11 protein-coding genes are annotated in these 13,599 nt (G+C 69.7%); 6 read left to right on the forward strand and 5 right to left on the reverse strand.

Annotation, left to right across the window (positions count from 1 at the left end):
- The first annotated feature begins 238 nt into the window (after positions 1–238).
- The 6 genes from FHR33_RS35625 (at position 239) to FHR33_RS35650 (ending at position 7,741) form a co-directional block, all read left to right on the forward strand.
- Positions 239–2,584, forward strand: coding sequence for a polyribonucleotide nucleotidyltransferase (locus FHR33_RS35625; protein ID WP_183657378.1), 2,346 nt, complete (start codon positions 239–241; stop codon positions 2,582–2,584).
- A complete protein-coding gene (locus FHR33_RS35630; protein WP_183657379.1) occupies positions 2,581–3,891 on the forward strand; it encodes a M16 family metallopeptidase in 1,311 nt (436 codons plus the stop codon). Before FHR33_RS35625 ends, FHR33_RS35630 begins: the two co-directional genes overlap by 4 nt.
- Before the next feature lie 219 nt (positions 3,892–4,110).
- Positions 4,111–4,848 carry a 4-hydroxy-tetrahydrodipicolinate reductase gene (gene dapB, locus FHR33_RS35635; RefSeq protein ID WP_312895866.1) on the forward strand — a complete coding sequence of 246 codons (738 nt, stop codon included), beginning with the start codon at positions 4,111–4,113 and terminating at the stop codon, positions 4,846–4,848.
- Positions 4,849–4,968: 120 nt separating this feature from the next.
- The gene (locus FHR33_RS35640) at positions 4,969–5,442 is read left to right on the forward strand and encodes a GNAT family N-acetyltransferase (RefSeq protein ID WP_183657384.1); all 474 of its coding nucleotides are present in this window, start codon (positions 4,969–4,971) and stop codon (positions 5,440–5,442) included.
- Complete coding sequence (gene tenA, locus FHR33_RS35645; protein WP_312895867.1) at positions 5,439–6,098, forward strand: thiaminase II; 660 nt, start codon at positions 5,439–5,441, stop codon at positions 6,096–6,098. Before FHR33_RS35640 ends, tenA begins: the two co-directional genes overlap by 4 nt.
- Positions 6,089–7,741: a PucR family transcriptional regulator gene (locus FHR33_RS35650; protein ID WP_183657387.1), complete on the forward strand. Its 1,653-nt coding sequence runs from the start codon at positions 6,089–6,091 to the stop codon at positions 7,739–7,741. The genes tenA and FHR33_RS35650 overlap by 10 nt, the downstream gene beginning before the upstream one ends.
- A 173-nt stretch (positions 7,742–7,914) precedes the next feature.
- On the opposite strand, the gene FHR33_RS35655 is transcribed toward FHR33_RS35650, so the two are convergent.
- From FHR33_RS35655 to FHR33_RS35675, 5 genes are all read right to left on the reverse strand, one after another.
- Positions 7,915–8,904: an adenosine deaminase gene (locus FHR33_RS35655; RefSeq protein WP_183657390.1), complete on the reverse strand. Its 990-nt coding sequence runs from the start codon at positions 8,902–8,904 to the stop codon at positions 7,915–7,917.
- A gap of 2 nt (positions 8,905–8,906) precedes the next feature.
- Complete coding sequence (locus tag FHR33_RS35660) at positions 8,907–10,640, reverse strand: adenine deaminase C-terminal domain-containing protein (RefSeq protein ID WP_183657393.1); 1,734 nt, start codon at positions 10,638–10,640, stop codon at positions 8,907–8,909.
- Positions 10,633–11,829 carry a purine-cytosine permease family protein gene (locus tag FHR33_RS35665; RefSeq protein WP_221241380.1) on the reverse strand — a complete coding sequence of 399 codons (1,197 nt, stop codon included), beginning with the start codon at positions 11,827–11,829 and terminating at the stop codon, positions 10,633–10,635. Before FHR33_RS35665 ends, FHR33_RS35660 begins: the two co-directional genes overlap by 8 nt.
- Before the next feature lie 258 nt (positions 11,830–12,087).
- Positions 12,088–12,963, reverse strand: a complete 876-nt coding sequence (locus FHR33_RS35670; RefSeq protein WP_183657396.1) for a 1,4-dihydroxy-2-naphthoate polyprenyltransferase — start codon at positions 12,961–12,963, stop codon at positions 12,088–12,090.
- The gene (locus FHR33_RS35675) at positions 12,963–13,571 is read right to left on the reverse strand and encodes a GNAT family N-acetyltransferase (RefSeq protein ID WP_183657399.1); all 609 of its coding nucleotides are present in this window, start codon (positions 13,569–13,571) and stop codon (positions 12,963–12,965) included. The genes FHR33_RS35670 and FHR33_RS35675 overlap by 1 nt, the downstream gene beginning before the upstream one ends.
- Positions 13,572–13,599 lie beyond the last annotated feature (28 nt).

Below are 13,599 nucleotides of genomic sequence, written 5' to 3' on the forward strand. Positions count from 1 at the left end.
CTCCCTTCTCATATGGGTCCCGGCGCGCCTAGCGTCGGACAACTGAATAACCGAGACACACTGATAGCCCCCGCGTCCGCTACAGCACCATGCGACCCGCGACGCCTGCGGGCCGGTCCTCGGTAGTGGCTTCCGGTCGGGATGACCGGGCGCTTCGATCGAAGACCGGCGCTGCACCTAACGAGGGTGCCGGTGAGAAAAGAGGGCGCGGGAGACCGACCAACCTAGGAGGTCCCCCGTGGAGGGTGTCCACACCGCTGAAGCCGTCATAGACAACGGCACTTTCGGCACGCGCACGATCCGGTTCGAGACCGGCAGGCTCGCCCGGCAGGCCGCAGGCTCGGCCGTCGCCTACCTCGACGGCGAGACGATGGTCCTGTCCGCGACCACCGCTTCCAAGAACCCCAAGGAGAACCTCGACTTCTTCCCCCTCACGGTGGACGTCGAGGAGCGCATGTACGCCGCGGGCCGCATCCCCGGCTCGTTCTTCCGGCGTGAGGGCCGTCCCTCCGAGGACGCCATCCTCACCTGCCGCCTGATCGACAGGCCGCTGCGCCCGTCGTTCGTCAAGGGCCTGCGCAACGAGGTCCAGGTCGTGGCGACCATCATGGCGCTCAACCCCGACCACCTCTACGACGTCGTCGCGATCAACGCCGCGTCGCTGTCCACCCAGCTGGCCGGGCTGCCCTTCTCCGGCCCGATCGGCGGCGTCCGCGTCGCGCTGATCGACGGCCAGTGGGTCGCCTTCCCGACCCACCCCGAGCTCGAGCGCGCCACCTTCGACATGGTCGTGGCGGGCCGCGTCCTCGAGGACGGCGACGTCGCGATCATGATGGTCGAGGCCGAGTCCACCAGGGAGACGCTCAAGCTCGTCGCGGGCGGCGCCGTCGCCCCGACCGAGGAGACCGTCGCGCAGGGCCTCGAGGCGGCCAAGCCGTTCATCAAGGTGCTGTGCGAGGCGCAGTCCAAGGTGGCCAAGGTCGCAGCCAAGGAGACCGCCGAGTTCCCCGTCTTCCTCGACTACCAGGACGACGTCCTGGCCGCCGTCGAGAGCGCGGTCAAGACCGAGCTGGCCGCCGCCCTGACGATCGCCGGCAAGCAGGAGCGCGAGAGCGAGCTCGACAGGATCAAGGCCATGGCGGGCGAGAAGCTCCTGGCCGACTTCGAGGGTCGTGAGAAGGAGGTCAGCGCCGCGTTCAGGTCGCTGACCAAGAAGCTCATGCGCGAGCGGGTCATCAAGGACGGCGTCCGCATCGACGGCCGCGGACCCAAGGACATCCGCGCGCTCAACGCCGAGGTCCACGTGGTCCCGCGGGTGCACGGCTCGGCGCTGTTCGAGCGCGGCGAGACCCAGATCATGGGCATCACCACGCTGAACATGCTGCGCATGGAGCAGGTCGTCGACACGCTCAACCCCGAGCGGACCAAGCGCTACATGCACAACTACAACTTCCCGCCCTACAGCACCGGCGAGACCGGCCGCGTGGGCTCGCCCAAGCGCCGCGAGATCGGTCACGGCGCGCTGGCCGAGCGGGCGCTGATCCCGGTCCTGCCGACGCGCGAGGAGTTCCCCTACGCGATCCGCCAGGTCTCCGAGGCGCTCGGCTCCAACGGCTCGACCTCCATGGGCTCGGTCTGCGCCAGCACCATGGCCCTCCTCGACGCCGGTGTGCCGCTCAAGGAGATGGTCGCGGGCATCGCGATGGGCCTGATCGGTGAGGGTGACACCTACGTCACGCTGACCGACATCCTCGGCGCCGAGGACGCCATGGGCGACATGGACTTCAAGGTCGCCGGCACCAAGGACGTCATCACCGCCCTCCAGCTCGACACCAAGCTCGACGGCATCCCCGCCTCGGTGCTGGCCGCCGCGCTGAAGCAGGCCAAGGGCGCCCGCCTGGCGATCCTCGACGTGATGGAGGAGGCGATCGACTCTCCCGCGGAGATGAACGCGACCGCGCCTCGCATCATCACGATCAAGGTCCCTGTCGACAAGATCGGCGAGGTCATCGGCCCGAAGGGCAAGATGATCAACCAGATCCAGGACGACTCGGGTGCGGAGATCACCATCGAGGACGACGGCACCATCTACATCGGTGCCACCGACGGCCCCTCGGCCGAGGCGGCGCGCAGCGCCATCAACGCCATCGCCAACCCGCACATGCCCGAGGTGGGCGAGCGTTACCTGGGCACGGTCGTGAAGATCGCCGCCTTCGGCGCGTTCATCTCGCTCATGCCGGGCAAGGACGGCCTGCTGCACGTCTCCCAGATCCGCAAGCTGCACGGCGGCAAGCGCATCGAGAACGTCGAGGACGTCATGGGCGTCGGCGAGAAGATCCAGGTGGAGATCGCCGAGATCGACTCGCGCGGCAAGCTCTCGCTCGTGCCCGTCGAGGTCATCGAGAAGGAGGCCGCCGACAAGGCCGCCAAGGGCACGGAGGAGCCTGCCGGTTCCGGCGACGCCCCCGTGGCCGAGGCTCCGGCGGCGGCGGCCGACGAGGACAAGGCGCGCGACGACCGGCCTCGCCGTACTCGCACCAGGGTTCGCAAGCCCGCCGGTGACGGAGAAGACCGCAACTCGTGACGACTACCACGCTGCACCCCGGCAAGGACGGTGCCGGGGTCGTCAGGCGCACCGTCCTCCCCGGTGGGCTGCGCGTGGTGACCGAGACCATGCCGACCGTGCGTTCCGTCGCGGTCGGCATGTGGGTCGGCATCGGCTCGCGTGATGAGGCCCCCGAGCACACCGGGGCCACCCACTTCCTCGAGCACCTGCTGTTCAAGGGCACGCCCACGCGTGACGCCATGGAGATCTCGGCGTCGATCGAGGGCATCGGCGGCGAGATCAACGCCTTCACCGCCAAGGAGTACACCTGCTACTACGCGCGGGTGCTCGATGAGGATCTGCCGCTGGCCGTCGACGTGCTGGCCGATGTGGTCACCTCGTCGCTCATCACCGAGGAGGACGTCGAGTCGGAGCGCGGGGTGATCCTCGAAGAGATCGCCATGCACGACGACGACCCGTCCGACGTGGTGCACGAGCAGTTCTCGGCGGCGCTGTACGGCGACTCGCCGATCGGCAGGCCGATCCTGGGCTCCGTCGAGTCGATCAACGCCCTGCAGCGTGACCGGATCGTCGAGTACTACCGCACCTACTACCAGCCGCCGCGCACGGTCGTCTCCGTCGCGGGCAACGTCCGCCACGAGCACGTGGTGGAGCTGGTGGCGCGGGCGTACGAGCGGTCGGGCTCGCTCACAGGGCCGAGAGAGAGTGCCCCTCCGCGCACCAGCGGCCCCGGCGCGCCGACGCAGTCGGGCGTGCGGGTCGTCGACAGGCCCACCGAGCAGGCCAACCTGGTGCTCGGCACCACCGGCATGGCGCGCACGGACGACCGCAGGTTCGCGCTCGGCGTGCTGAACGCGGCGCTGGGCGGCGGGATGTCCTCCCGGCTTTTCCAGGAGATCAGGGAGAAGCGCGGGCTGGCCTACTCCGCCTACAGCTACACCTCCGCCTACGCCGACACCGGCCAGTTCGGCATCTACGTCGGCTGCATGCCGTCGAAGATCGACGACGTGCTGAAGATCTGCAGGGACGAGGTGGCCAGGGTCGTCTCCGAGGGCATCACCGAGGAGGAGATCGTCCGCGGCAAGGGTCAGATGCGCGGCGGTCTCGTGCTCGGGCTCGAGGACACCGGCTCGCGCATGTCGCGGATCGGCAAGAACGAGCTGGTCTACGACGAGCTGATGTCGGTGGACGAGGTGCTGTCCCGCATCGAGACGGTCACCCCCGAGGAGATCGCGTCGGTGGCGGGCGACATCCTGAACAGGCCGATGACGCTGGCCGTCATCGGCCCCTACGCCGACAAGGACTTCTCCCACGCCATCAGCTGACCATCCTGTACGGCACTCCTTTTTCAGCCTGTACGGCACAGCGGCGTCACGGCCACCGGGGTCACTCGGTGGCCGTCCGTCTTTCACGCCACTCCAGCGGGACTCCGGTTCCCGCCGTCACGTCGGGCCAGTCGGCGTGGCGGCTTCGCCACCCGCTCAGGCGCTTTCCGGCCTGCCATGCCGCGTGAAGGGACAGGATGCACCGCTAAGGTGAGAGCTGTGATTAGAGTGGGCGTGCTCGGAGCACGGGGACGGGTCGGCGTCGAGGTGTGCAAGGCCGTCGAGGCGGCCTCCGACCTCGAGCTCGTGGCGGCGGTCGACAAGGACGAGCCGATCGATTCCCTCGACGGCGCGCAGGTGGTCGTCGACTTCACCCATCCCGACGTCGTCATGGGCAACCTCGAGTGGGCCATCGCGCACGGCATCCACCCGGTGGTCGGCACGACCGGCTTCGACGAGGCGCGCCTGGCCACCGTCCGCGGCTGGCTGGAGCGTTCCCCCGGCACGAACTGCCTGATCGCGCCCAACTTCGGCATCGCGGCCGTGCTGATGATGCACTTCGCCCAGCAGGCCGCCAAGTACTTCGACTCTGTCGAGATCGTCGAGCTGCACCACCCGAACAAGGCCGACGCCCCTTCGGGCACCGCCCGCCGTACGGCGGAGCTGGTGGCCGAGGCGCGCGCGAAGGCCGGCATGGCGGCGATGCCCGACGCCACCAGCTCCGAGCTCGAAGGGGCGCGCGGCGCCGACGTCAACGGGGTGCACGTGCACGCCGTACGGCTGGCGGGGCTGATCGCGCACCAGGAGGTGCTGCTCGGCGGCGACGGCGAGACCCTCACGATCAGGCACGACACGATGAACAGGTCGTCGTTCACCCCTGGCGTGCTGCTCGGCGTACGCAGGGTGGGCGAGCTGCCCGGGCTCACCGTCGGCCTGGAGCGCCTGCTCGACCTGTGAAAGAAATGTGCCCATGCCGGAGCATGGGCACATTCTGTGGAGAGGGTTCCGGCTCCGCACAGCCGGGCGCACGATCATCACACTAGTACCACACCGGATCAGCGGCGGAAAGGCGAGTGCGTGTCGGTAGTCCGTTGGGCCCGCGAAGAGGAGCTTCCCGCGCTGGCCGAGGTGGAGCGAGCCGCCGATGGGCTGTTCGAGCAGGTCGGCATCGTGTTCCCACCGGGCACCACGATGATCGAGGAGTGCGACGATCCCGGCAGGGTGCTCGTCGAGGGGCGGGGCTTCGCCGTGATCAGCATGGTCGACGGCAACGTGCACCTCGACCAGCTGGCCGTCCACCCCGACAGCATGCGGCAGGGCATCGGCGGCAGGCTGATGGCCGCCGTCCACGACCACGCCCTGGCCGTGGGCGCCCCGGGTGTGACGCTGACGACCTTCCGCGACGTTCCGTGGAACGCGCCCTGGTACACCAGGCACGGATTCGCGCCCATGGACGATCCCGGCCCCGAGCTGCGCGCCATCGTCCAGCACGAACGCGAGCTGGGCCTCGAAATAGCACCACGGATCGTGATGTACCGTCCCGTAGTGTGAGGTTTCGCGACGAGCTGTGGCGGGCGATGGACGGCATCTATCGCCAGATCCTGCGCCATCCCTTCCTGGAGGGCCTGACCGACGGCTCGCTGCCGCGCGAGGCCTTCCGCCACTACGTCATGCAGGAGGCGCACTTCCTGCCCGACTACGCCCGCGCGCTGGCCGCCTGCGCCGCGAGGGCGCCGCATCCGCAGGCGGTGCACAGGTTCGCCGCCGACTCGGCCAGGACCGTGGAGGTCGAGCACAGCCTGGTGGTGGAGCTGCTGGCCGCCTTCGGCCTCGACGAGGTCGAGGCGCTGAAGTCGCCCGCCGCCCCCACCACCGTGGGCTACGCCTCCTACCTGGTGCGTACCTGCTCGCTGGGCACCTTTGCGGAGGCGCTCGGCGCGATCGTGCCGTGCTACTGGATCTACGCCCGCGTCGGCGAGAAGCTGCTGGCCGAGTCGTCGCCCGACCCGCTGTACGCCTGGTGGATCGAGACCTACGGCGGCGAGGACTACCAGGACACCGTCGCCGGCGTGCTCGACCTGCTCGACGACCTCTCGTTGAGCGCCGAGGAGCGCGAGCGGCTGCTGGAGCGCGCGGTCACGACCGCCAGGTTCGAGTGGATGTTCTGGGACGCGGCCTGGCGCCAGGAGAGCTGGCCATGCGGCTGAAGGACCTGGTCCAGGACGATCACCTGGCGCTGAAGGTCCTCACCGGGCACGACCTGCTCGACCGCAGGGTGCGGGGGGTCGCCACCACCGACCTGCCCGACCCCTCCCGCTTCGTCAAGCCGGGGGAGCTGGTGCTCACCGAGCTGACCTGGCACACCGGCGCCGACTCCGCCAAGGAGTTCGTGGACCGTCTCGGCGACGTGGCCGCGCTCGTCTGCGGCACCGCGCTGAAGGTGCCCCCGACCGACCTCATCGACGTGTGCGCCCACGCGGGGCTGCCGCTGCTGACACTGCCGGTGGACGTGCCGTTCAGCCGGCTGACCGAGCACGTGCTGCGCGCGCTCATCGCCGAGCTGGGCTCCAACCCCCGCAGGCCGTACGGCGGGCGCAGGCGCCTGGCCAGCACCCTCGTGGACGGCGGCAGCCTCACCAAGCTCGTGGACACGGTCGCGGGCGAGCTCGACGTGCCCTGCTGGGTGATGTCGGCGACGGGCAGGGTGATCGTCGGCTCGCAGCCGCTCAACGAGGACTCCAGGGCGCGGCTGGCCCACACCTTCCTCACCGCCCGCTTCCTGCCCGGCATGGTCGACGGCCTGTCGGTCTTCCCGATCAGCAAGGGGGTGCCGCACAGGATCGCCAACTGGTTCCTCGCCTACAGGGGCGAGGACGTGCAGGGCGACAGCGAGGACGTCATCGTCGAGCTGGCCGCCCTCGTGGCGCTGGAGCGCTCGCGCATGGAGGCGGCCCATCGGATCGAGCGCCGCGTCCTGGACCAGCTGTTGCAGCTGCTGGAGTCGGGCGACGCGGATCTGCCCGGGCTGGTCTCGCGCCTGCACACGCTGCACGTCGAGACCGAGCACGGACTCCTCGTGGTGGCGCTGACGGCGGGCGGCTCCGAGGTGAGCGTCGCGGTCCTGGACGAACTTCTGCGCCCCCTGGCGCCGGGCATCGTGACGGCCTCGCACGCACCGGGCTCCTGGGGCTCTGCGGGCACGGGCGCTTCGGGCCCGGGCTCGCCGGGCACGCGCGGTCCGGGTACGTCCGGCTCCGGCGTGACCGGCTCGGGTGCGGCGGGCTCGGGTGTCGCGGCTTCCGGTTACGCGGGTTCGGCGGGGGAAGCGGTGGCGCTGGTTCCGCTGGCAGGAAACAGCGCGGCCGAACTGGCCGAGCACCTCGTGAGGGGCGCCCGCATCCTGGAGGCGGGGCTCGGCGAGGAACGTATCTCGCTCGGCGTCAGCAGCGTGACGACCGGTCCCGCAGGGCTGAACGGCCTGATCGAGGAGGCCAGGCACGCCCGCTCCCTCGCCTCGCTCGGCACCGGCAAGGTCAGCGTCGTGACCGGCGACGACGTCAGCTCCCACCGCACGCTGCTGGCGGCCATCCCCGACCCCCTGCGCCGCTCGTTCAGATCGAGGCTGCTGGGACGGCTGGAGGCGTACGACGCGACGAACCAGACCGAGCTGCTGGAGACGCTGGAGACGTTCCTGGAGGAGTCGGGGTCGTGGGCCGCGACGGCCGACCGGCTGCACGTGCACGTGAACACCCTGCGGTACCGGCTGAAGCGAATCGAGGAACTGACGGGACGGTCCCTGAACTCGTGGGACGAGCGAGTGGACTTCCTGCTGGCGCTCCGCATGCGCTGACCCGCATCTCTGAGGAGCGGACGGCTCAGAGCCGCTGATGTAGCTGGCGTCTACGAAGATGCCATCCACATGAAGGTGGGCGCTGGGCGGCCTCACCGGGAGACGCTCGGGGTGAGGCCGCAGGGGAGCGCAGCGAGCGGAGCCGCGGTACCGGAGGCGCGGCTCTCAGCTGATTACTGCTTGGCGTAGGTCTCGAGTTCGGCCAGGTAGGCGTCCTTGAGGTGGCGCGGCAGCCAGGTGATCTCGAAGGCGTTGCGCTGCACCTGCAGCAGCTCCTCCCTGGAGAGCTCCAGAGCCTCCAGGTTCTCCTGCACGTACCCCGGGAAGTACGCGGGGTCGTCGGAGTTGATCGTCACCCGCACCCCCAGATCGAGCAGCTTGCGGATGCCCTCGGCCTTCATCGAGTCCGTGACGTAGGAGTTGGAGATCGGGCAGCAGGTCAGCCCGATGCCCTTGTCGAGGATCTGCTGCACCAGCGAAGGGTCCTCCAGGATGTTCACCCCGTGGTCGATCCTGTTGACCTGGATGTCCTCGACGCACTGGCGGATGTGCTCGACGGAGTTCTCCTGGTCGACGTCGCAGTGCATGGTCAGCAGGTAGCCCTCCTGCCTGGCCCGCTCGTAGACGGCGGCGAACTTCGCGGGAGGGTTGCCCTTCTCGTCGGAGTCGAGGCCGACGCCGACGATCCACTCCTTGTACGGCAGCGACTCCAGCAGCGTCGCCATCGCGTACTCGGCCTGGAAGTCTCGCAGGAAGCACATGATGAGCTGCGCGCGCACGCCGAGCTGCGCGTGGGCGTCCATGAGCGCCCTGCGCAGGCCGCGGATCACCACGTCGAACGGCACGCCGCGGGAGGTGTGCGCCTGCGGGTCGAAGAAGATCTCGGCGTAGCGGACGTTCTGCGAGGCGGCCTTGCGCAGGTAGGCCATGGCCAGGTCGTAGAAGTCGGGCTCGGTGCGCAGCACCCGCATGCCCTCGTAGTAGACGCCGAGGAAGGACGGCAGGTCGTCGAAGGCGTAGGCGGCGCGCATCTCCTCGACTGTCGCGTACGGCAGCGCGATGCCGTTGCGCTGGGCCAGCTCGAACTTGAGCTCAGGCTCGAGGGTCCCCTCGATGTGCAGGTGGAGCTCGCACTTGGGCAGCCCTGCGATGAAGTCCTTCATGATCAGGCCTCCGTGAGGATCGGGTCGATGACCTCCAACCGCACGCAGTCGACCAGACCGAGGTCGGTGACGGCGTAGTCGGGGATCGCGGTGATGGACAGGAAGAACAGGTACATCAGCGGCGCGGGCAGCGTGCAGCCGAGCGAGCGGGCCACCTCGTCGAGCCGCTCCTCCAGAACGGCCATCTCTGCGGCGGGCAGGTCGGAGACGATGCCGGCGACGGGCAGCGGCAGCGACTCGACGACGGCGCCGTCCACCACGATGACCTGGCCGCCGCCCATGGCCGAGACGGCGTTGACCGCCAGCGCCATGTCGGAGCGGGAGGCGCCCACGCAGATGATGTTGTTGTCGTCGGGCGCGGCGCTGGTGGCGATGGCGCCCTTCCTCAGCCCCATCCCGCTGACCATGGCGACCGGCATGTTGCCCGTCTTGCCGTACCTCTCGACCACGGTGACCAGGAGCGCGTCGTCGGTGACGGACGGTTCGACGATCCCGTCGACGACGGGAAGGCGCACGTCGCGCCTCTTGCGGACGAAGACCTGCTCGGTGAAGTTCAGGGTGAGGACGGTGACCTCGTCGGCGTCCGAGCGGAGCGCGAGGTCGTCGGCGGTGATCTCCCGGACGGGGAAGGGGCGCACCTCACCCCTGGCGGGCGGTACGGCCGGCGTGACCATGGCGCCGTCGCGCGCCACCAGACGCCCTCCCGCGACGACCTCGCGAACGATGAAATCGTTCAACGAGTCAACGATCAGGACGTCGGCGAATCGGCCGGGCGCGATGCTGCCGACCAGGTCGTCGATGCGGTACATCTCGGCGCAGTTGACGGTGGCCATCTGGATGGCGGTGACGGGGTCGACGCCCGCCTTGATCGCCATCCGCACCAGCTTGTCCATGTGCCCGCCCGCCAGCACGTCGGCGGCGTGGACGTCGTCGGTGCAGAAGGCCACCCTGCGGGCGCCGACCTTGGCCACGACCTGGATGTTCTCCTGCAGGAAGTGCGCGACGGACGACTCGCGGATGATCGCGTAGATGCCCTGGCGCAGCTTCTCGAGCATCTCCTCGTGGGAGTAGGACTCGTGGTCGAGCCTGATGCCGGCGGCGGCCAGGCCGGCGATGCGGCGGGCGTCCGACAGGGGAGCGCAGCCGAAGATCGGCAGCCGCCTGCGGTGGGCCAGCTCCAGCGCCTCCATCACGGCGGGATCGCCGTGCTCGACCATCTCCTGGACGGTCTCCCAGATGCCCACGCACTCGGGCCACTCGTGGGCGACGCGGTGCTCGTCGGGGCCGAAGGTGTGGCCGACGGTCGACTGCGGCACGGTGTAGGGGGCCTTCGCGGGGGCGCCCCACCAGATGCGCATGCTGGTCGCCGCCGCCTCGTCCAGCGCCTGACGTACGCCGGGAAGGCCCTCGGCCACGAGGATCTGGTCCAGGCCGGAGACCACGCTGGTGGTGCCGAAGGGGACGGCCAGGTTGGCGAAGCTGGTGACGGACAGCTTGCTGCACTCGATGTGCAGGTGGCCGTCGATGAGGCCGGGCACGAGGTAGCCGCCGCGCGCGTCGATGATCCGCGTGGAGGGGCCACGCTCCAGGGAGGGGCCCACCGCCGCGATCCTGTCGCCGCTGATGCCGATCTCGGCCGGGTAGGTCTCGCCGGTCAGGACGTTGACCATTACCCCGTTCGCGATGATCGTGTCGGCGGGCCTGCGGCCGTAGGCCACATCGAGCAGGTCATGCATGGGCGAGCTCCTTGACGGGGACCGCGCGGCGGTCCAGGGCGGCGTAGACGACACCGGCGACGACGAAGCCGGCGAAGATGCTGAAGTCCGAGCCTCCGGTGGCGCTGGACAGCCAGCCGACGTAGACGCTGGAGTTGAGCCAGAGCCCCGCGGCGAGCATGCCGACCGCCTGGGCGATCAGGCCCGCCCAGCGGATCTGGCCAGGCCCGCTCTCGTCGAACAGCGAGGCGGCGTCGTAGACGCCCTTGCGGCGCAGCCAGTCGGTGACGTAGATGCCCGCCCAGGGGGCCAGCCAGACGACGACCAGCCCGAGGAAGGCGTTGAGCATCGTGTTGAACGAGTCGGAGGTGATGGCGACGAACGTGATGATCACGCAGAAGATCAGGTCGAGGACGACCGCGGCCCACCGCTTGATCCTGATGCCCGCGGCCTGCAGGTTCAGCCCCGAGGAGTACAGGTCGGTGGTGTTGGCGGCGAAGAGCGTGACCACCGTCAGCAGCAGGTACGGCACGACGAACCACGACGGCAGCGCCCCCGGCAGGCCGGAGATCGGGTCGCTGGCGTTGGTCACGACGGTGGCGACCGCCGCGCCGAGGATCATCAGCAGCAGGTACGGCACGAAGCCGCCCAGGAACGCGTAGCCGAACACGGCCTTCCTGGAGGAGTCGACGGGCAGGTAGCGCGAGTAGTCGCCGCCGAGGGGCGCCCACGACAGGCCGCCGCCCGACATCACCAGCATGACCGCCAGAGTGAACGTCGAGAAGTCCGCCGAGCCGCCCGCCGTGAGGTTCGCCTTGGGCGCGACCAGGATCGCCATGACGACGAACATCGCCACGAACACCCAGGTGAGGTACTTCTGCGCCTTCATCACCGCGGCGTGGCCGATCAGCGGCAGAATGAGCTGGATGACCGCGGCGATCAGCACGATCGCCACCTTCAGCCCGAGTCCCTCGCCCTCCACGCCCGCCTGCTTCAGCAGCGTGAGCCCGGCCAGGGTGATCATCACCATGCCGCCGGCCTCGAAGCCGACCATGTTCAGCCAGCCGAAGAAGCCGAGCACGCGGGCGCCCTTGTTGCCGTAGGCGGCGCGGGAGATCGCCATGGTCGAGGTGCCGTGCTGCATGCCCTGGATGCTGCTGAACCCGACCAGGGGGAAGGCCAGCAGGTTGCCGATCACGATGGCGGCCACGGCCCTGCCAGAAGCTCAGCCCCATGGCGACCACGATCGTGCCGTAGACCACCGTGAAGACCGTGGTGGTCGTTCCGGCCCAGAGGAAGAGCAGGTCGCGCGGGCGGCCGTACCGCTCGCTCGCAGGAACCAGCTCGATCCCGCGTTGCTCCATGGGGTCCCCTCACTGTCACGGAATATCCGGGTTCAGTGAACCAGAGGGGGCTGACCAGGACGTTTATTCGCGCATACGAGAGCGCGACGCCGGTTTGTATCCGCCTACAAGGTGATCGCCAAGCCGACGGCGAACAGCAGGCCGTAGGCCATCTGCAGCTTTCCCGTCGCCTGGAGCACGCCGATCAGCGCGGGGCCCGTGGCGCCCGCCAGCACGGTCCTGATCGGGCCGATCGCCAGCGGGGCGGCGAGCACGGTCAGCGCGGTGAACGGCGTGAGAGGGATCAGCAGCAGCGCGATCAGGAAGGGCAGGGTGAGGCAGGCGGTGTAGAGCGTGCGGGTGCGCGTCGCGCCGAGCACCACGGCCAGCGTGCGCTTGCCCGCGGGGCCGTCGGTGACGACGTCGCGCAGGTTGTTGACGACCAGCATGGAGCACGACAGCAGGCCGATCGGCACCGAGGCGGCCAGCGCCGTCCAGGACAGCTGCTCGGTCTGCACGTAGGCGGTGCCGACCACGGGGACGACGCCGAAGAAGACGAAGACCGCCAGCTCGCCGAGCGCGCGGTAGCCGTACGGGCTCTTGCCGCCGGTGTAGAACCAGGCGGCGGCGATGGCCGCCGCGCCGACCAGCAGGATCCACCAGGCCCTGGTGGCGATCACCAGGGTCAGGCCGAGGATCGCGGCGGCGGCGAAGCTGCCGAGCGCGGCGGCGAGCACCTCGCGCGGCGCGGCCGCCCCCGAGCCGACCAGGCGCATCGGGCCGACGCGCTGGTCGTCGGTGCCGCGGATGCCGTCGCTGTAGTCGTTGGCGTAGTTGACGCCGATCTGCAGCAGCAGCGCCACGAGCAGCGCCACCACGGCCCGCCACCAGATCGGGGAGCCCTCGCCGATGGCCAGCCCTGTGCCGACCATGACGGGCACGATCGCGTTGGGCAGCGTGCGCGGGCGCGCGCCTGCCACCCACTGGTTCAGTGAAGCCATCAGCTGATGTCCGTCGTCAGCCTGACCATCCGGATCGGACGGCCCATGTCGAGCACGCGTTCGGCCATGTCCTCGCCCCATCCGGCTGACTCGAGGAAGCCGAGCACGGCGTAGTTCTCGGCGAACACCCAGGTCACGATCTGGCGGAAGCCGTCTTCGCGCAGGTAGTCGACGGTGGCGTTGAGCAGGCGGCTGCCGTGCCCGCGCCGGACGAAGTCGGGGTCGACCAGCAGCGTCAGCATCTCGGCCGTCACCGTGGGGTCGAGGTCGGGATCCTCGGCGGGGGCGTGCGAGGCCAGCCCGACCACGCGCTCACCGCCGCGCGGCGTCGCCGTGACGTTGACGCCGCCCTGACCGAGCGCGGGGAAGCCCTCGGTGTCGAGGATGGTCTCCACCGCCACCAGCACCCGGTGCATGCGCGTGGGAGGCGCGACGATCGCCTCGTCCCACTGGCGCAGCCACATCTTCTCGGCCGCGGGGCCGGTCATCTGCTCAAGGGGCCCCTCGGGGAGGAACTCCCTGTAGCCGTAGCGCCAGGCGCGGACCTGAGTGTTCGCAACCTGGAGCACATCCTCGCGCCGGGCCGCCCGGACGCCTACGTCTGCCATCTCGGCCCGCTCCTTCGCCTGCCGTTGT

The sequence above is a fragment of the Nonomuraea dietziae genome (assembly GCF_014195505.1).
In the GTDB taxonomy this organism is placed as follows: Bacteria; Actinomycetota; Actinomycetes; order Streptosporangiales; family Streptosporangiaceae; genus Nonomuraea; species Nonomuraea roseola.

Bases quoted from the DNA above. Each gene is read 5' to 3' on its own strand.
- FHR33_RS35650 (WP_183657387.1), top strand. From the start codon at position 6,089: ATGCGGCTGAAGGACCTGGTCCAGGACGATCACCTGGCGCTGAAGGTC.
- FHR33_RS35655 (WP_183657390.1), bottom strand. From the start codon at position 8,904: ATGAAGGACTTCATCGCAGGGCTGCCCAAGTGCGAGCTCCACCTGCAC.
- FHR33_RS35660 (WP_183657393.1), bottom strand. From the start codon at position 10,640: ATGCATGACCTGCTCGATGTGGCCTACGGCCGCAGGCCCGCCGACACG.
- FHR33_RS35670 (WP_183657396.1), bottom strand. From the start codon at position 12,963: ATGGCTTCACTGAACCAGTGGGTGGCAGGCGCGCGCCCGCGCACGCTG.
- FHR33_RS35675 (WP_183657399.1), bottom strand. From the start codon at position 13,571: ATGGCAGACGTAGGCGTCCGGGCGGCCCGGCGCGAGGATGTGCTCCAG.